The sequence below is a fragment of the Pseudomonas sp. CFBP13508 genome, from assembly GCF_005233515.1.
In the GTDB taxonomy this organism is placed as follows: Bacteria; Pseudomonadota; Gammaproteobacteria; order Pseudomonadales; family Pseudomonadaceae; genus Aquipseudomonas; species Aquipseudomonas mercuritolerans.
This window is the reverse complement of the sequence record NZ_QFZZ01000004.1, coordinates 531,222-547,227: the sequence shown is the minus strand read 5'-3', so window position 1 is coordinate 547,227 and position 16,006 is coordinate 531,222. Positions and strand designations below refer to the sequence as shown.

General features: G+C 58.8%; 20 protein-coding genes. 8 read left to right on the top strand and 12 right to left on the bottom strand.

What is annotated here, in order from left to right:
• The first annotated feature begins 25 nt into the window (after nt 1–25).
• Entirely contained in the window at nt 26–910 is an 885-nt protein-coding gene (locus PspCFBP13508_RS14775; protein ID WP_137214940.1) for a LysR substrate-binding domain-containing protein, read from the top strand.
• Between the two features lie 102 nt (nt 911–1,012).
• Here the strand turns inward: PspCFBP13508_RS14775 and PspCFBP13508_RS14770 are convergent, their stop codons facing one another.
• Together PspCFBP13508_RS14770 and PspCFBP13508_RS14765 are read right to left on the bottom strand one after the other, a co-directional pair.
• Entirely contained in the window at nt 1,013–2,287 is a 1,275-nt protein-coding gene (locus tag PspCFBP13508_RS14770) for a glucarate dehydratase family protein (protein WP_137214939.1), read from the bottom strand.
• Nucleotides 2,288–2,317: 30 nt separating this feature from the next.
• Nucleotides 2,318–3,685 (bottom strand): MFS transporter, encoded by a 1,368-nt coding sequence (locus tag PspCFBP13508_RS14765; RefSeq protein WP_137214938.1) that lies wholly within the window; start codon nt 3,683–3,685, stop codon nt 2,318–2,320.
• Nucleotides 3,686–3,804: 119 nt separating this feature from the next.
• Here PspCFBP13508_RS14765 and PspCFBP13508_RS14760 point away from each other — a divergent pair, with 119 nt between their 5' ends.
• A complete protein-coding gene (locus PspCFBP13508_RS14760) occupies nt 3,805–4,704 on the top strand; it encodes a LysR family transcriptional regulator (RefSeq protein WP_130911520.1) in 900 nt (299 codons plus the stop codon).
• 104 nt (nt 4,705–4,808) lie between these two features.
• On the opposite strand, the gene PspCFBP13508_RS14755 is transcribed toward PspCFBP13508_RS14760, so the two are convergent.
• Together PspCFBP13508_RS14755 and PspCFBP13508_RS14750 are read right to left on the bottom strand one after the other, a co-directional pair.
• On the bottom strand, nt 4,809–5,453 hold the full coding sequence (locus PspCFBP13508_RS14755) for a DUF6338 family protein (RefSeq protein ID WP_137214937.1): 645 nt from the start codon (nt 5,451–5,453) through the stop codon (nt 4,809–4,811).
• A gap of 188 nt (nt 5,454–5,641) precedes the next feature.
• On the bottom strand, nt 5,642–5,977 hold the full coding sequence (locus PspCFBP13508_RS14750; protein WP_137214936.1) for a hypothetical protein: 336 nt from the start codon (nt 5,975–5,977) through the stop codon (nt 5,642–5,644).
• A 184-nt stretch (nt 5,978–6,161) separates the two neighbouring features.
• On the opposite strand from PspCFBP13508_RS14750, the gene PspCFBP13508_RS14745 reads away from it, so the two are divergent.
• Nucleotides 6,162–6,401, top strand: a complete 240-nt coding sequence (locus PspCFBP13508_RS14745) for a hypothetical protein (RefSeq protein WP_041480783.1) — start codon at nt 6,162–6,164, stop codon at nt 6,399–6,401.
• A 57-nt stretch (nt 6,402–6,458) separates the two neighbouring features.
• Here the strand turns inward: PspCFBP13508_RS14745 and PspCFBP13508_RS14740 are convergent, their stop codons facing one another.
• Entirely contained in the window at nt 6,459–6,656 is a 198-nt protein-coding gene (locus PspCFBP13508_RS14740; RefSeq protein WP_137214935.1) for a DUF2188 domain-containing protein, read from the bottom strand.
• Nucleotides 6,657–6,876: 220 nt separating this feature from the next.
• On the opposite strand from PspCFBP13508_RS14740, the gene PspCFBP13508_RS14735 reads away from it, so the two are divergent.
• The gene (locus PspCFBP13508_RS14735; RefSeq protein ID WP_130911931.1) at nt 6,877–7,239 is read left to right on the top strand and encodes an NUDIX hydrolase; all 363 of its coding nucleotides are present in this window, start codon (nt 6,877–6,879) and stop codon (nt 7,237–7,239) included.
• 3 nt (nt 7,240–7,242) lie between these two features.
• On the opposite strand, the gene PspCFBP13508_RS14730 is transcribed toward PspCFBP13508_RS14735, so the two are convergent.
• The 3 genes from PspCFBP13508_RS14730 to PspCFBP13508_RS14720 form a co-directional block, all read right to left on the bottom strand.
• Nucleotides 7,243–7,485 (bottom strand): DUF1652 domain-containing protein, encoded by a 243-nt coding sequence (locus PspCFBP13508_RS14730; protein WP_130911932.1) that lies wholly within the window; start codon nt 7,483–7,485, stop codon nt 7,243–7,245.
• 106 nt (nt 7,486–7,591) lie between these two features.
• Nucleotides 7,592–8,491, bottom strand: coding sequence for a polysaccharide deacetylase family protein (locus tag PspCFBP13508_RS14725; RefSeq protein WP_137214934.1), 900 nt, complete (start codon nt 8,489–8,491; stop codon nt 7,592–7,594).
• 128 nt (nt 8,492–8,619) lie between these two features.
• A complete protein-coding gene (locus PspCFBP13508_RS14720) occupies nt 8,620–9,567 on the bottom strand; it encodes an ABC transporter substrate-binding protein (RefSeq protein WP_137214933.1) in 948 nt (315 codons plus the stop codon).
• A 155-nt stretch (nt 9,568–9,722) separates the two neighbouring features.
• Here PspCFBP13508_RS14720 and PspCFBP13508_RS14715 point away from each other — a divergent pair, with 155 nt between their 5' ends.
• Together PspCFBP13508_RS14715 and PspCFBP13508_RS14710 are read left to right on the top strand one after the other, a co-directional pair.
• On the top strand, nt 9,723–10,403 hold the full coding sequence (locus PspCFBP13508_RS14715) for an SOS response-associated peptidase family protein (RefSeq protein ID WP_137214932.1): 681 nt from the start codon (nt 9,723–9,725) through the stop codon (nt 10,401–10,403).
• 263 nt (nt 10,404–10,666) lie between these two features.
• Entirely contained in the window at nt 10,667–10,939 is a 273-nt protein-coding gene (locus PspCFBP13508_RS14710) for a hypothetical protein (protein ID WP_137214931.1), read from the top strand.
• Between the two features lie 45 nt (nt 10,940–10,984).
• On the opposite strand, the gene PspCFBP13508_RS27445 is transcribed toward PspCFBP13508_RS14710, so the two are convergent.
• Nucleotides 10,985–11,128 (bottom strand): hypothetical protein, encoded by a 144-nt coding sequence (locus PspCFBP13508_RS27445; protein WP_178083721.1) that lies wholly within the window; start codon nt 11,126–11,128, stop codon nt 10,985–10,987.
• Between the two features lie 128 nt (nt 11,129–11,256).
• On the opposite strand from PspCFBP13508_RS27445, the gene PspCFBP13508_RS14705 reads away from it, so the two are divergent.
• Nucleotides 11,257–11,643: a DUF2784 domain-containing protein gene (locus PspCFBP13508_RS14705; RefSeq protein ID WP_137214930.1), complete on the top strand. Its 387-nt coding sequence runs from the start codon at nt 11,257–11,259 to the stop codon at nt 11,641–11,643.
• Here the strand turns inward: PspCFBP13508_RS14705 and PspCFBP13508_RS14700 are convergent.
• Nucleotides 11,640–12,167, bottom strand: a complete 528-nt coding sequence (locus tag PspCFBP13508_RS14700; protein ID WP_130911937.1) for a DUF3087 domain-containing protein — start codon at nt 12,165–12,167, stop codon at nt 11,640–11,642. The two genes, PspCFBP13508_RS14705 and PspCFBP13508_RS14700, sit on opposite strands and share 4 nt — an antisense overlap.
• 223 nt (nt 12,168–12,390) lie before the next feature.
• Between PspCFBP13508_RS14700 and ppnN the strand changes: the two genes are divergently transcribed.
• Nucleotides 12,391–13,764, top strand: coding sequence for a nucleotide 5'-monophosphate nucleosidase PpnN (ppnN, locus tag PspCFBP13508_RS14695; protein WP_137214929.1), 1,374 nt, complete (start codon nt 12,391–12,393; stop codon nt 13,762–13,764).
• Between the two features lie 202 nt (nt 13,765–13,966).
• Here ppnN and PspCFBP13508_RS14685 read toward each other — a convergent pair whose 3' ends face one another.
• Nucleotides 13,967–15,370 carry an FAD/NAD(P)-binding protein gene (locus PspCFBP13508_RS14685; RefSeq protein WP_137214928.1) on the bottom strand — a complete coding sequence of 468 codons (1,404 nt, stop codon included), beginning with the start codon at nt 15,368–15,370 and terminating at the stop codon, nt 13,967–13,969.
• Nucleotides 15,371–15,934, bottom strand: coding sequence for an XRE family transcriptional regulator (locus tag PspCFBP13508_RS14680; protein ID WP_130911939.1), 564 nt, complete (start codon nt 15,932–15,934; stop codon nt 15,371–15,373).
• Nucleotides 15,935–16,006: the final 72 nt, after the last annotated feature.

Here is a 16,006-nt window from a genome sequence, read left to right as displayed (position 1 = left end):
GACCCGCTATCGATGAGTTTTACGAATGAACCCGCGCACCCTCACACCGTCCATGTCGCTGCTGCTGGCTTTCGAGGCCGCCGCTCGCCATGAGAGCTACACCCGCGCCGCCCATGAATTGTCACTGACGCAGAGCGCGGTCAGCCGCCAAGTACAGATTCTCGAGAAGATGCTCGGCATGCGCTTGTTCAGCCGCGAAGGCCGGCACGTGGTGCTGACGGATGTCGGGCGCATGTATCAGCGCGAGCTCAGCGAAGCCCTCGGGCAGATTCGCAGCGCGACTTTGCAGGCGATGGCGTTTGGTTCGGGCATCCATAGCCTGCGCCTGGCGACGCTGCCGACCTTCGGCTCGAAATGGCTGCTGCCACGGCTGAAGGATTTCTACACGGCGCACCCGGGCATGACCGTGCACTTGCATTCGCGGATCGAAACCATCGACTTCGATACCAGCGAAATCGACGCGGCCATCTGTGTCGGCGGTGGTGAATGGCCAGGCCTGACCGCCCTGCCCCTGCACACCGAAGAATTGGTGGCGATTGCCAGCGCGCAGTTGTCGGCAACGGAACACGAGGAGGCCGAGCGACACATTGCCGGGCAGTTGCTGCTCAACGTCAGCAGCAATGCCCAGGCGTGGGCGGAATGGTTCAGCCATCACCAACTGCCACATCGCAGCATGCGGATCGGGCCGAGCTTCGAAATGACCTCGCACTTGATTCAGGCGGTACGCGCCAATATCGGCGTGGGCCTGGTGCCGCGGATTCTGGTCGAAGATGAGTTGCTCAAGGGCGAGTTGCTGCAACTGGGCGAGCCGATTACCAGCCGCCGCAGCTATTACCTGGTGTATCCGCCGCGCAATGAGAATTTGCCTTCGTTGAGAGCGTTTCGGGATTGGCTGGTTGATACCCTCTGAACGATCGCGTCGCGGCCATTCGCGAGCAGGCTCGCTCCCACAGGGAAATGTATGCCAAGTGTGGGAGCGAGCCTGCTCGCGAAGAGGCCAGTCGCAACGACCTCAAAACCTCGGCTTGACCGCCCGCCAATCCGCCTTGTACCGCTGCATCTGCCGCACATCATCCCTCTGGCGAATCCCGCACGTCAGGTACTGATCATGCAGCTTGGCCAGTTGCTCATGGTCCAGTTCCAACCCCAACCCCGGCGCACGGGTGATCTTCACGCAGCCATCGACAATCGGCAGCTTGCCGCCCTTGATCACTTCCTCGTCCGGCTCCTGCCACGGGTAGTGGGTGTCGCAGGCGTAATCCAGATTCGGCACCGCCGCCGCCACATGGGCCATGGCCATCAGGCTGATGCCCAGGTGCGAATTGGAATGCATCGACACGCCGAGGCCAAACACATCGCACATTTTCGCCAGCGTCTGCGTATCCCGCAGGCCACCCCAGTAATGGTGGTCGGCGAGGACGATCTGCACGCTGTTCTGCGCAACGCTGCAGCGGAACTCGTCGAAATCAGTGACGACCATATTGGTCGCCAGGGGCAGACCGGTGCGCTTGTGCAGTTCAGCCATGCCATCAAGGCCCGGGGTCGGGTCTTCGTAATACTGCAGATCATCGCCGAGCAGTTCGGCCATGCGAATCGCCGTCTCCAGTGACCAATTGCCGTTCGGATCAATGCGCAGCGGAAAACCCGGAAAGGCTTTTTTCAGCGCCTTGATGCAAGCCACTTCATGCTCCGGCAGCAAAGTGCCGGCCTTGAGCTTGATGCTCTTGAATCCGTACGCTTCGATCATCCGCGCTGCCTGCGCGACGATCTGTTGCTCGCTCAGCGCCTCGCCCCAGTTGTCCGGCTTGTAGGGCGAGTCGATATGCTCGGCGTACTTGAAAAACAGGTAAGCGCTGAACGGCACTTCATCGCGGATCGCCCCGCCGAGCAGGTCCACCAGTGGCACGTTCAGGTAGTGCGCTTGCAAATCGAGAAAAGCTACTTCAAATGCCGAGTAGGCGTTGCTCACCGCTTTGCTGGCGTGGGAACCGGGGGCCAGTTCGGCACCAGCGACGCCGACGGGTTTATTCGCCGCCACGGTGGCCTGCACGATCGCGCGCAATTGATTGAGATTGAACGGATCGAGGCCGATCAACTGGCTCTGCAATTGTTGCTGGATCGCCAGCGCCGGCGCATCGCCGTAGCTTTCGCCGAGGCCGATGTAGCCGTTGTCACTTTCAATCTCGATGATCGAGCGCAGGGCAAAAGGTTCGTGGATGCCGCTGGCGTTGAGCAGTGGCGGATCGCGGAAAGCAATCGGGGTGACGCTGACACGGGTGATTTTCAAGATAACGCTCCTGACAGATCAACAATCGATTCAGTGGCTCGCAGCCGGACGAGCCGGCACGACAGCGGCGGCTTCGTCACTTGGCTTTGCCGGGGTTTTACCTTTGGCACCAGGCGCCGTGCGGGCGAAGAAGATCACCACGGCGGCGACCAGCGATGTCGCCGCCAGGCCGTACAGGCCGCCCTCGATGGAACCGGTGGTTTGTTCGAGAATGCCGAACGCGGTCGGCGCGACGAAACCGCCAAGGTTACCGATGGAATTGATCAGCGCGATGACCGCCGCAGCGATGCGCGCATCCAGATAACTTTGCGGTATCGGCCAGAACAGCGCCGACGCCGCTTTGAAACCGATAGCGGCGAAGCAGATGGCGACGAAGGCGAACACCGGCCCGCCGGTGGTCGACATGAACATACCGATGGCGGCGATCACCAGGGTCAGCGCGACCCAGGCCTGCTGGAATTTCCATTTGCCGGCCATCGCTGCGAAGACGTACATGGCGACAATCGAAATGATCCACGGAATCGAATTGAGCAGCCCGACCTGAAAATCGCCCAGGTTGCCCATCTTCTTGATCATGCTCGGCAACCAGAACGTCGCGCCGTAAATGGTCAGGGCAATAGAGAAATAGATGAAGCAGAACAGCGCAATCTGCCGGTCGGCCAACAGCTTGAACATCGACGGCTTGGCGACTTGTACCGCTTCGCGAGCGCGCTGCTCCTCGGCAATCGCCGCGACCAATGCGTCTCGCTCCTCCTCGCTCAGCCACTTGGCTTGACGCGGGTGCGATTGCAGCCAGAACCAGACGAAAGCACACAACACCACCGACGCTGCGCCTTCGATGAGAAACATCCACTGCCAGCCGTGCATGCCCAGTCCGCTGATATGCAACAGCGCACCGGACACCGGTCCGGAAATCACCGAGGCAATCGCTGAGCCGCTGAGAAACACCGCCATGGTTTTGCCGCGCTCGGACGCTGGCAGCCATTGGGTGAAATAGTAAATGATCCCCGGGAAGAACCCGGCCTCGGCCGCACCGAGGATAAAGCGCAGCACGTAGAAACTGGTTTCACCCTGAACAAAAGCCATGGCCATGGCCGCAGCGCCCCAGGTGAACATGATTCGGGTCAGCCAGGCCCGCGCGCCGTAGCGCTGCAACAGCATGTTGGACGGCACTTCGAACAGTGCGTAACCGACGAAAAACAATCCGGCGCCAAGTCCATAAGCCGCTGCGCCAATGCCCAGATCGGTTTCCAGATGGCTGCGCACGAAACCGATGTTGACCCGGTCGATGTAGTTGACGATGAACATCACCACGAACAGCGGCAGTACGTGGCGTTTGACCTTGGCGGCGGCGCGGGCGAGCACCGTGATGTCCGGCGGACTCTGAAGGGTTTTCAAGGGGCGACTCCCGATCTTGTTTTTTTAGGGATGACTTGAAGCAATGAGCCGATCATGGACGTCGCGCATTGATCCCGTCTAATCTAAACAGGCATTCGATTGATACCCGGATTAGATCAATGTTCGAGCTCACCCAACTGCGCTGTTTCACCACGGTCGCCACCGAACTCAACTTCCGCCGCGCCGCCGAGCGCCTGAACATGACCCAGCCGCCGCTGAGTCGGCAGATTCAGCTGCTGGAGCATCACCTTGGCGTCGAATTGTTTACCCGCAGCACCCGAAGCGTTGCTCTGACGGCAGCGGGCCGGGCGTTTTTCGTTGAGGCGCAGAATCTGCTGGAGCGCGCCCAGCAAGCAGCGATCACCGCACGCCGGTTTGCCGAGGGCGACATTGGTTCGGTGAACATCGCATTCGTCGGCAGCGCGGTGTATGAGTTTCTGCCCAAGGTGATCGCCGAAGCGCGACTAAAACAGCCTCAGGTGAAAATCGATCTGGCGGAGATGAACACCTATCAGCAGCACGAGGCCTTGCGTGCCCGCCGCATCGACCTGGGCATTGCCCGGGCGCCATTGCAGGAACCGGGCTATGCCACCGAATGCCTGGTGCGCGAACCGTTTGTGCTGGCGGTGCCGAGCGGGCATCGGTTGGCCAATGCAGCTGAGGTCTCAGTCAACGATCTGGATAAACAACCGTTCCTGATGTACTCCCATGAAGCCTATCCGCCATTCAACGAATTGTTGACCGGCACGCTGCGTTCAGCGCGGGTGGCGCCGGATTACGTGCAGTGGCTGGGCTCGTCGCTGACGATTCTGGCGCTGGTCAACGCCGGCATGGGTCTGGCGCTGGTACCGCGCTGCGCGACCAGCGTGGTCTTCAGGAATGTGGTGTTTCGCGAGATCGATCTGGGCGAAGGAGTGCAAAGCGAACTGCATCTGATCTGGCGGGAGAACAATGACAACCCGGCGTTCGCGATGTTGCTGGAGGCGATTCGCCGGGCGGTGGTGCAGGGTTGGGGCTGAAGAAGTTTATCGTCTAGACCGTGGTTTCAGAGGCGGCGGCGCACTGGGGCCTTTGATCAAGGGCACGTCCAGCATTTTTCCGTCCGGCCCGACAAAGAGTCGCTCTAAATGCTTTGGCATGGGTTGTGGTGCTCTGGCAGTTGGCATGTTGATCCCTCTGATACTGGGCTGAACTCGACCCATTTGACTTTCGCGGAATCTATCAACAAAAACTCCGCGCCAATAGATGCAGGTTGGCCATCATCCGTGAGCCAACGCGGATATTTCATGACGAACTGACCATTGGATGATTCCCGTGGCCACTCGACCGGCCAGCCAAATACGCGCCTTTCGTCGTTTAAATGCAGGGTTATGAAGCGCTCATGCTGGGCGAAAGCGCAGAACCATTCACTGGGGAAAGAAGATTGTTTCGTGACGTTTCGCTTACGTAACCAGCCGTGCAATTTGTCACTCGTAGCCAGGTAACAGGCAAACAAACCCAGCAACAGCGAAAACACAAATGCCCAGAGTGTTTGCGCCCGATCATTCCAGCTTCCTAATGAAACCCCTGTCGAGCCGATCCACAGGCACAGGTTGCCCACTGCCAACAACGCGCCCTGAATCACAAATGTAAATATCAGCGCCTGCACGATCTGCCCAAACGTATCCGGTCGCTTGAATGCAGTGAGGGAATAGAAGATCCAGGTCGATAGAAACCCGGGGATGAGGTACTGCAACAGCGGAATGATTTCCTTGACCAGATCATCCATGATCCGAGGCTCCTTTGAGTCATGCCGATCCCGTCACGGGCCGACATTCAAAGCCTAGTCAAGGATCCGGCAGCGCTTCCCGGATAACTGTCACAGACCATTGCGGTGGCTGGCCGCAGCCTCCATCCCATGAAAAAGGCAGACAACTAACTTCGGTGTCTGCCTTTTTTGCGAATCGAGCGCCTTTTCTAAAGGCAATCACGCACCGATTGGCGCAGCGACCCGGACTTGGCCCATGGCGGCCCCTGGTAGAGGGACACTTTGCTTCCGTTTTTATATTTGACGATATCGAGAATTTCATCCGCCGTGATGATGCTCGGCGCGGTAATCCGGTAGCCGTTGGAAATCGACGCCTGAGAAGTCTTCGCGACGTCCTTCTGCCACAACGGTAACAAACACGCAGCATATTCCCTGGGAGGCTTTTCACTGGTCTTGCTGAGGTTTGGCTCACCTGGCACCAACGACGCCGGTAACGAGCAACCCGTCAACAGAGCCAGGCTCAAAGTGCCGATCCATACGCGCATGCTGTTTACCTGTTTCGAAAAAACGTGAATGTACCGTTTAACCGTGTGCACATCCATCGTGGCACCCCGCCGTTACCGACGATTGGACAATTTTTCACATCCGTTCAGCCGGGCGTCAGATGACCTGGCTGCATCTGCAAAAACGCGACTACTCTTTTCTACCGAGAATGTTCTGGAGGTGATCATGCGGCTCAATGAATATGAACACGAACTTCAACGGGATCTGCAAAGCGTGGCGTCGGACCTGAGGTGGTCGGCAGTCGACCTCAAGCGCATCGCCGAACAGCTGCGCAAATCCGGTAACGAGGCAGACGCCCAGACTGTGTTGCGTTCTTGCGAAATCCTGCAAAGCGACGAGGAGAGATTGCAGATCTATGCCAAGGAGGTAAAAGCCCGGACCATCAGCCGAATCAAGGTTCACTGAGACTTAGTTCAAACAGCAAGCCCCGGGACGCACCCGGGGCTTTTTCGTTACGACGCGTCAACTGACATTTTGCCTTTGCACCTGCCTGGAACGTCGCCTGTAACCGGGAAGCGCTGCCGCATAGGCCATCGCCTCTTCCCTGGTGGTAAATGACGCCAGTCGATCACCTTCAGTGCAGACCCGCCATGGGCCGTTGTTCACGCTGAGCACGTCGTAACCGTTCATGTGCAGCTTGTTCAGCATTGGAATGCTCATGAGCACCTCCTTTTTGCCAACGGGTATTTTCGGTGTAAGTGCTCACCTTACACCCGCTCCCCGCTGCGCTGTAAACCGGATATCGCGCGCCGTCCCGTCAATAGGCTGGCACTTTTCCGTGTCGAAATGGCTCCCAATTCAATGGGAACCTTTAAACCCGCATGCGGCTCGAATATTGCAGTTTGATTACAGTTTTATGACACGCACCAGCAGGGCATTCATGAAAGTACGCGCCACCGTCATTTGCGAGCAGGATCGGCACATCCTCCTGGTTCGCAAACCCCGCCATCACTGGTCATTGCCCGGCGGCAAGGTCGAGCCCGGGGAAACCCGTGCGGCGGCGGCCGTGCGCGAATTGCAGGAAGAAACCGGGTTGAATGCTGACGAAGTGCTGTACTTGATGGATCTGCAGTCGGGGAGTACGCGGCATCACGTCTATGAGGCTTCGGTGGTCAACATTGACGATGTCCGCCCACAGAACGAAATCGTCGACTGCATCTGGTTTCCGCTCGATGCCGTGCACAATCTTGAGACCAACGACGCGACACGGCGCATCGTGCGGGCCTTTCAACGGCGTTTATAGCGATCAACCGGCGAAAGCTCGGCGCCCCGCGTTGATTTCCGTGCGCAACTCACCGATGAAGTTGGAAATATCGCGAATCGTGACCAGATGCTCGGGAGATACGCCATCCAGCAACAGTTCTACACGCCCGCTGCCCGGCTCATACACCTTGATGCGCAACAACCCCTGCTCCGTTGGCGCGCAATCACATTTGTACGTGGGAAAGCCTGACTCGACGATGCGGCAAATATCGGCAATGGCAAGCATGGACGGGCGCCTCGCAGGCGGAGAATCGATCCATCGAGCATAGATGCAGGAAGTGCTTATTGCCCGGCCCGCAAATGCCAAGTCGATCACAAAGTACTCACGCCACTCAATGCGCGTCGTGATCCCAGATCCAGTTCCACATTCCGGGCAGATTCACCGGTTCAGCGCTTTGCTGAACAGTACGCGCCAGCGCGGCTTTTTCCAGCGCGGCCTGATCGTCGTAGAACGGCTTGTCCGCCAGTCTGACCCCGGTCGCCGCCGCGCTATCGAGCAGAATCTGCAGATATTCCCGGGTGTGGCGCGCCGTGTAACGATTGAGATCATGGAACGTCACCACTACCGGAATTACGCCATCTACAGTGGGAAATTGACCTACGGCGATACGTTCGCGCACTTCCGATAACTGCCGCAGCATGTTTGCGCGGCGCCGCGGGCTGGCGTTAAAGCCCCAGATCTTGCCGTCATTGGCACTCAAATCCGTGAGCAAGACGTGCAAGCCATGTTTCCGGTAGGCCGCAAATGTGCGTTTGTCATAATTCCAGAACGGCGGGCGCAACAGCTTGGGCGGGGCCCCGGTGATCGCGGCGATGTCAGCACTGCCATCGGTCAGCGACTGCTCCAGTTCCTGCGGGTCGAGTGAGCGATGGTTGGTGTGCCAGTGGGTCGCGGTGTGAAAAGCGAGAATATGTCCCTCTGCCTGTTCGCGATGCATCAGGCTGCGGCCGATCTCGCTGTCGCCTGCCCTGGGTGCTCGGGTCTGCACAAAAAACACGGCTTTGATGTCTGCTTGCACCGGATTGCTTTTGAGGCTGTCGAGAACAGTGGCGGTGGGATTCCAGAATCCTGAAGCGCTTGGACCATCATCGAACGTCAGCAAGAAACGCACGGGCGCCTGGGCTTGCAGACGGCTCTCGGTTTGCGCGGTCATTTCGATCGGCGCGGCGATGCAGCCGGCCAGACCCAACGCGATGAGCGCAGCACAAAGAAGTTTGCATCCGGAAATCATGTCTTGCCCTGAGGCCGCGGCCGTCGTGTGGTCGAATGGCAAAACTCCCTCGCCCTTTCCATCCCTGCGCAGCTATCTGCGAGCGCAGGTTGGATACGGTACACAGGGTTTGGTTCCGGTGCTGGTTTTCAGTGCGTCAAGGCTTGTTGAAATGAAGTGTCGATGATGCCCGCCGTGGCCAGCGGTGCCGGCAGTGCCTTGACTTTGAACAGGAAGTCCGCCGTGCTCTGCAGATCCGCAGCCGCCTGTTGATCCACCGGCCCGACGCTCATGTGCGCCTGGCGTAACCAATGTCGTGAGACCTGTTGATCGAGGTTGGCCTTTTTCGCCCAGAGGTCAGCGTACTCGTCGGTGTGGTTATCAACCCAGGCGCGCGCCTGTTTCAATCGTCCGAGAAAATCGGCAATCGCCGCACGCTTGCTGTCGATGGAAGGAGTCGACGCAGCGATGGCGCTGAGCCCTGGCATCAGGTTTTTCGCCGTCAGAATCGGTCGCGCACCGGAGAACACAATCTGTTGCGAGATATACGGCTCCCACACCGGAAAGGCGTCAATGCTGCCCTGTGGCAGCGCGGCGGCCGCGTCGATCGGCATCAGCTTGACGAAGTCGACGTAGTTTTCCGGTAACCCGCCCTGCTCCAGCGCGCGCAAAGTCAGTTGCTGACTCCAGGCTCCCGGCCAGTAGGCGACCTTTTTGCCCTTTAGATCGGCAATGGTTTTCACCGGCGAATCCTTTGGTACCAGCAAAGCGATAGTGTCCGGGTTCTGTCGCGACACGCCGATCAGTTTCACCGGCGCCTGTTTGGCCGCAAGAAACAGGAAACCCGAGTCGCCAAGAAAACCAAGATCCAGCGAGCCGGTCTGTAGCGCTTCGGCAAGCGGTGCTGCGGCCTGGAAGTGCTTCCAGTCAACCGTATAAGGCGCGTCTTTCAATACGCCTGACGCTTCAATCGATGCACGGATGTTGTAGTAGTTTTGATCGCCAATATGCAGGACCACGGGCGCGGCGGCGTACGCCAGTGGCGAGGTCAACAAGGCAACGGTCAGCGCGCGACATAGGAAACGAGACAGCTTCATGGCGAGTCCTGCAAATGGGAATTGCATAGACGATAACGCTCTTGATTTCGATGTTTAAATTCTAAATTCGCATAACCTAAGCACACTATTTTTATGGCTTCGAATCGGTAGCGCAGATGCAACTAGACTGAAATTTCCTCGAGGAGATTTCAGTCATGTGCGGAAGACTCACGCAGTACCGCGGCATTCACGATTTCGTTGCGGTGTTGAGCATCCCCGATGCTTTGATCAATCACGTTGGCGATGCGCCGCTGGATCGCTACAACGCGGCGCCCACCACGGCGCTGGCGGTACTGCATCAACACGAACGGGCCATCCATGCCGACAATTTGCGCTGGGGCTGGCGCCCGCACTGGGCCAGGGATCGTGCCCCGCCCATCAACGCTCGGGTGGAAAAAGTCGCCCACGGCGCGTTCTTCCGGGCGATCTGGCGGCAGCGGTTGATCGTGCCGGTGGACAACTGGTTCGAGTGGGTTGATAGCGGGGAAAAATCCCGACAGCCGTGGTTGATTCGTCGCGCGGACCACACCCCGGTTTTCTGCGCGGGCATCGGCCAATTTCCGGCACCGGGATCTGCGCCGAGGGAGGACGATGGATTCGTCATCATCACCGCCGACAGCCTGGGCGGCATGCTCGATATTCATGATCGCCGCCCCGTGGTTTTCGATTCGGCGCGAGCTCGGGAATGGCTTGATCCGGCTACGCCAGCGGACCGCGCCGAGCAGATGTTGCTGTTTGAAGGCGAGCCCAGCGAGGCCTTCGAGTGGTACAAGGTCGGCAAAGCGGTCGGTAATACGCGTAATCAGGGTGCGCAGTTGATAGAACGAGTCGACTAAATAATCCGTGCATCCTTGCGTTAATCAACCAACGGCTCCGCTGAGTCCCCCGCGTTACAGAAAGTGTTTCACCCGCGATACAACCCTCATGAAACAGCCGTTTGAGCGAATCAACCGCCTGTCAGACATTTCGACAGTCATACATACATTTTTCCGTACTGCGGATAGCATGCGCGCCGCCTTTCCGATTGGTATACCAGTTGACCAAAGAGTCAAAGAAATCAGGAATCCATCAACAACTTTCAAGCCTTGCAGAGAAATAAGTGAGCGACGATTTTGCAATCAAACAGGTCAGCGGCCTGAAGTGTGTCCATCTGTCCAAGACAGAACGCCTGGAACTCGACTGTTTTATCGGCCATTACATCAAGACCCGAAACCTGCACAGCGTGCCCGACATCGAAAGCACCCTGCGCAGCACCCTTGAGGGTTATCCCGGCCATCCGCCGGTGATGGTCAATGAGCTCAATGCGTGGATCGATCGAACGTTGGGGTATCGCGCGACATACCCGGACTTCACGCAGCTGGAAGACCTCTGAAACGCGAAGAGCCCCGCTGACAGCGGGGCTCTTCACATGCGTTGTTCAAGGTTTCAAAGGACGCTCCTGATCGCGGTCCGACAGCTCGCGGCTGTCATCGCGCTTCCAGGTTTTTTCCTGTCTCTTTTGTCGCTCGATCTCTTCCTCTGTTGGCTCATCTTCTTCCGGACGCGTTTGCTCGTTTGCCATATCCACTGCCCTCACAACAGTTGATCATTGTTAAGGGTAGAACACATTTCTTCGCCCAAATTCACCACCGAATGTTGTCCCGCGCGGCGTACCATAGCGCCATCCATCTTTAACGTCAGGAAGACGCCATGCTGTACCGAATCGCCGCCGACGGGCTGGTGCTGTTTCACTTGTGTTTCATCTTGTTCGTGCTGTTCGGCGGGCTGTTGGTGCTGCGCTGGCCACGGCTGCTATGGCTGCATTTGCCAGCGGCCGGATGGGGAGTGGCGGTCGAGGTGTTGCACCTGACCTGTCCGCTGACCTACTGGGAAAACCTGATGCGCCACGCGGCCGGGCAGACCGAATACGCCGGTGGCTTCATCGAGCATTACATCTGGCCGATCATTTACCCGGCGGGTCTGACCCCGCAGATACAACTGGCACTCGGCAGCGTGGTGCTGGCGGTCAACCTGCTGGTGTACGCACGACTGCTGCGCTCGTGGAAACTGCGCCGCGCCCGACGCATTCCGTTTTAACGCGCGGCTGGCTTCAACGTCTCCAGCCACTGCGGATCGAAGCGTGGCTGGTCAGGATCGAGGCCCTGCGCCTGCATCCGCGTCTTGTGCTGTTCGACTTCGTCACGCAGTTGTCCATGTTCGCTGGAGTTGCCGTCCAGCTCATGCATTTGCAGCAATCCGAGGTGATAGAAACGCAACACCTTCATCGCCGTCGGATCGTTGTTCTGCACCGCCGCTGTCACCTGATGCATGACATTGGTGATGCTCATCAGATTGCGCTTGAGGCGCCAGCTGTACACCGCCGGGGCCATCCAGGTCTGGTGCCAGAACCGCCCGCGCAACAGCGCCGCCGTCAGCAGGAATGCCACGAATACGCCGCCAACATTGAAGCGCAGATTATCGCCGTCCGGCTCACCGAACACTGCTACCGCAACAGACGAAAACAGCATGGCCAACAGCAGAAACAGCACGGCGATGATGATCGTGCTGCGGCGGGTCTGCTGACGAAAGGTAGCGGGGTCCATCGGCTGAATCTCGAACATCGAAAATGACTTCCCTGAGTGACAAAAGGCGCAACGGAAAAAACTCGCCGGCGCATTATCGCATCGCACCGGGTTTTAGCTATGCTGGGGCTCCTTTTCATCTTTTCAGCGTCCAACGGGGACATGGCGGTACAGCGCAGATCGTGCCATCTTCATTCATGGATACACACTATTCGGATGCCATCCGCTGCGTTGTGGATGACATCGTTTTAAGGATCACTGCATGACCCAACGACACGTAATCAATGCCTCGGTCAGCCCGAAAGGCAGCCTGGAAACCCTTTCTCAACGTGAAGTTCAGCAACTGAGCGAAGCCGGATCCGGCAGCACCTATACCCTCTTCCGCCAGTGCGCCCTGGCCATCCTCAACACTGGCGCACATGTCGACAATGCCAAGACCATCCTCGAAGCCTACAAGGACTTCGAGATCCGCATTCACCAACAGGATCGCGGTGTGCGCCTGGAGCTGCTGAACGCTCCGGCCGACGCGTTCGTCGATGGCGAGATGATCGCGAGCACCCGCGAAATGCTCTTCAGCGCCCTGCGCGACATCGTCTACACCGAAAACGAACTCGACAGCCAGCGCATCGACCTGAGTAATTCCCAGGGCATCAGCGACTACGTGTTCCACCTGCTGCGCAACGCGCGCACCCTGCGCCCGGGCGTCGAACCGAAGATCGTGGTGTGCTGGGGTGGCCACTCGATCAACACCGAAGAATACAAATACACCAAGAAAGTCGGCCATGAACTGGGCTTGCGCAGCCTCGACATCTGCACCGGTTGCGGTCCGGGCGTGATGAAAGGCCCAATGAAGGGCGCAACCATCGCCCATGCCAAGCAGCGCATTCACGGCGGTCGCTACCTCGGCCTGACCGAGCCAGGCATCATCGCCGCCGAAGCGCCTAACCCGATCGTCAATGAGCTGGTGATCCTGCCGGACATCGAAAAGCGTCTGGAAGCCTTCGTCCGTGTGGGCCACGGCATCATCATTTTCCCGGGCGGCGCCGGTACGGCCGAAGAGTTCCTGTACCTGCTCGGCATCCTGATGCACCCGGGCAATGAAGGTCTGCCGTTCCCGGTGATCCTCACCGGGCCGAAGAACGCTGCGCCGTATCTCGAACAGCTGGATGCGTTCGTCATTGCAACCCTTGGCGAAGCGGCGAAGCAGCATTACGAGATCATCATCGACGACCCGGCCGAAGTGGCGCGGCAGATGACTCAAGGCTTGAAAGCGGTGAAGCAGTTCCGCCGCGAGCGTAACGACGCGTTCCACTTCAACTGGCTGCTGAAGATCGACGAGGGCTTCCAGCGCCCGTTCGATCCGACCCACGAAAACATGGCCAACCTGAAACTGCATCGCGACCAGCCGGCCCACGAATTGGCCGCCAACCTGCGTCGGGCGTTTTCCGGAATTGTCGCTGGTAACGTCAAGGACAAGGGCATTCGCCTGATCGAAGAGCACGGGCCATATCAGATCCGTGGTGATGCGGCGATCATGCAGCCGCTTGATGCGCTGCTAAAGGCCTTCGTCGCTCAGCACCGGATGAAGTTGCCGGGCGGCGCGGCGTATGTGCCGTGTTATCGCGTCGTCGCGTAATTTCAAGCCGTCACAAAAACCCAATGTGGGAGCTAGCTTGCCAGCGATAGCGGTCTTTCATTCAACAGAGACGTTGAATCAGACGAGGCTTTCGCGAGCAAGCTCGCTCCCACAGGATTTATGGTGTGGCGCAAATTGTAGTCACAACCTAAATTCCCCCTGTGGGAGCGAGCCTGCTCGCGAAGAGGCCCAAGAGAACACATCAACCTCTCAGGCTATCAACCAACCGCCCAGCCAACGCTTTAGCCTGCGCCGCCACGTCCGTCACCGCCGTACTCTCCCACCACATCCCGCGCAACGGCGGGCCCATGGCGAACAACCGAGCACTAACCTGCCCATCGGCATCCACCACTGCACCATCCACGGCTGCGATACCCAACGCCAGAGGCCCCGGTTGCACCAGTCCCCGCGCCAGCAATTGCTGCGGCAAAGGCCGAGCAACGCGCCGCCAGTCGTATTCGATACCGCTGGAGTTGATCAGCGCCGCTCCGCTCACCACGCCTGTTTCAGTCTCGCCCCGAGGACGGATGCGAATGGTCACAGCATCGCGATTGCCGGGTTCGAGCCCCTTGAACGATGCCGCATGAATGCGCAAGCGCCCCTCCTTGTGCAGCCGTTCGATCAACTCGGCACTCAGTGGCGGCGAACGATGGTGATGACTCTCCCACCATGGCCGTACATGCCGTACGAATTGTCGACGCTGCACGTCAGTCGCCTGACTCCACAACCGCGCGATATGCGCGCGAACCGTATCCAGCGGCGCCTGCCAGTCGATGCCTTGGGCGATTGCGTCGCGACAATGTCGGCGCAATTCGCGCAACAACTGGCGGGGCGTACGGATGCTGTGATCTGCTGCCAGAAAATCCACCCAGGCCGGCGGTTGACGGCGCACGTGCGGCAGCAGGCCATGCCGGGAGAACACCTCGATCGGCCCGCGATGCCCGGCCTGCTCGAGCGACACCACGGCATCAACCATGGTCAGACCGGAGCCGATGATCAGCACGGTGGACTGCGGGTCGAGTTCACGCATGGCCGCCACATCCCAAGGATCGAGCGCGGCGGCGTTAAGGCCACTGGATTGCGTCTGCGGCGTGCGAGCGGCAGGATACATGCCGGTGGCCAGCACTGCCTGCGATCCACGCAAAATCTGGCCATCGCTCAAGGTGAGCTGCACTGAACCAGCATCAACTTGCAGGTCGACGGCTTCAGCACAGAAATGTTCAACGGTCGAACCTTGCAGCGTACCCACTGCTCTGGCTTCGGCCAGACGCTGTTGCACGTACACGCCGAACAAGCCTCGAGGCGGAAACAGTTCACTAACCGGCACATCCTGCTCAGCCGACTCCGGCCAGCCGCCGCCGGCAATATGCGCGGTCAGCCACTGCGTCAGATCATCAGGATTATCCGGGTCGACGCTCATCCGCGCCGCGTTGCCGTTCAGCGTATGTCCCAACTCGACTGCGCTGTAAGCCTCACCACGTCCCAATTCAGCACGCGGCTCGATAATCGCAATTCTTCGTTGCCCAGACAGGCGTAACAATTGCACCGCCAGCATGGTGCCACTGAGGCCGCCGCCGATGATCAGGATGTCCGCAGGCTGTCCCATTCAGATCACCACATTACGCACGAACCGCGCAGCCACATCGCCATCGTTGCGGTAGGCATGCGGTTGATTGCTGGCGAACATGAAAAACTCTCCTTTGTTGATGTGCTGCGGCTGCTCGCCGAGCATCAGCGTCAGGCAACCCTCAAATACGTAAATCTGCTCGCTCCAGCCATCGGCGTCCGGTTGCGACGGATAAACTTCGCCCGGTTGCAGGCACCACTCCCATTGCTCGACTTCGCGGCTCGCGGTGGCTTTGGACAGTAGCACGGCTCTGCTGCCGGGAATCGTGCCCGCCCAGGCAACCTCGTTGATACGGCTCGGATCGCGCGCATCGTGCGCCTGGATCAGATCACTGAAGGCAACGTCGAGCGCTTCGGCAACGCGATCAAGCGTGGTCAGGCTGACATTCTTTTCTCCTGCCTCGATTGCTACCAGCATCCGTCGGCTCACCCCGGATTTTTCTGCCAGTGCGGTCTGGCTCATATCCGCAGCATGGCGCAGGCGTCGAACGTTCTGGCTGACGTGTTGCAGAACGGAGGCTCGCTGAGTCAAATCTTTGTGCACTATATTGCTCACTCGGTGGGGTTGGGCAGTATACTGCGCAACGTTGGCGGCATTGTGCGGCCTCCCTTTTAA

Excerpts from the sequence above, each read along its gene's own strand:
- PspCFBP13508_RS14775 (WP_137214940.1), top strand. The coding sequence starts at position 26 with ATGAACCCGCGCACCCTCACACCGTCCATGTCGCTGCTGCTGGCTTTC.
- PspCFBP13508_RS14760 (WP_130911520.1), top strand. The coding sequence starts at position 3,805 with ATGTTCGAGCTCACCCAACTGCGCTGTTTCACCACGGTCGCCACCGAA.
- PspCFBP13508_RS14755 (WP_137214937.1), bottom strand. The coding sequence starts at position 5,453 with ATGGATGATCTGGTCAAGGAAATCATTCCGCTGTTGCAGTACCTCATC.
- PspCFBP13508_RS14750 (WP_137214936.1), bottom strand. The coding sequence starts at position 5,977 with ATGCGCGTATGGATCGGCACTTTGAGCCTGGCTCTGTTGACGGGTTGC.
- PspCFBP13508_RS14745 (WP_041480783.1), top strand. The coding sequence starts at position 6,162 with ATGCGGCTCAATGAATATGAACACGAACTTCAACGGGATCTGCAAAGC.
- PspCFBP13508_RS14740 (WP_137214935.1), bottom strand. The coding sequence starts at position 6,656 with ATGAGCATTCCAATGCTGAACAAGCTGCACATGAACGGTTACGACGTG.
- PspCFBP13508_RS14735 (WP_130911931.1), top strand. The coding sequence starts at position 6,877 with ATGAAAGTACGCGCCACCGTCATTTGCGAGCAGGATCGGCACATCCTC.
- PspCFBP13508_RS14730 (WP_130911932.1), bottom strand. The coding sequence starts at position 7,485 with ATGCTTGCCATTGCCGATATTTGCCGCATCGTCGAGTCAGGCTTTCCC.
- PspCFBP13508_RS14725 (WP_137214934.1), bottom strand. The coding sequence starts at position 8,491 with ATGATTTCCGGATGCAAACTTCTTTGTGCTGCGCTCATCGCGTTGGGT.
- PspCFBP13508_RS14720 (WP_137214933.1), bottom strand. The coding sequence starts at position 9,567 with ATGAAGCTGTCTCGTTTCCTATGTCGCGCGCTGACCGTTGCCTTGTTG.
- PspCFBP13508_RS14715 (WP_137214932.1), top strand. The coding sequence starts at position 9,723 with ATGTGCGGAAGACTCACGCAGTACCGCGGCATTCACGATTTCGTTGCG.
- PspCFBP13508_RS27445 (WP_178083721.1), bottom strand. The coding sequence starts at position 11,128 with ATGGCAAACGAGCAAACGCGTCCGGAAGAAGATGAGCCAACAGAGGAA.
- PspCFBP13508_RS14705 (WP_137214930.1), top strand. The coding sequence starts at position 11,257 with ATGCTGTACCGAATCGCCGCCGACGGGCTGGTGCTGTTTCACTTGTGT.
- PspCFBP13508_RS14700 (WP_130911937.1), bottom strand. The coding sequence starts at position 12,167 with ATGTTCGAGATTCAGCCGATGGACCCCGCTACCTTTCGTCAGCAGACC.
- ppnN (WP_137214929.1), top strand. The coding sequence starts at position 12,391 with ATGACCCAACGACACGTAATCAATGCCTCGGTCAGCCCGAAAGGCAGC.
- PspCFBP13508_RS14685 (WP_137214928.1), bottom strand. The coding sequence starts at position 15,370 with ATGGGACAGCCTGCGGACATCCTGATCATCGGCGGCGGCCTCAGTGGC.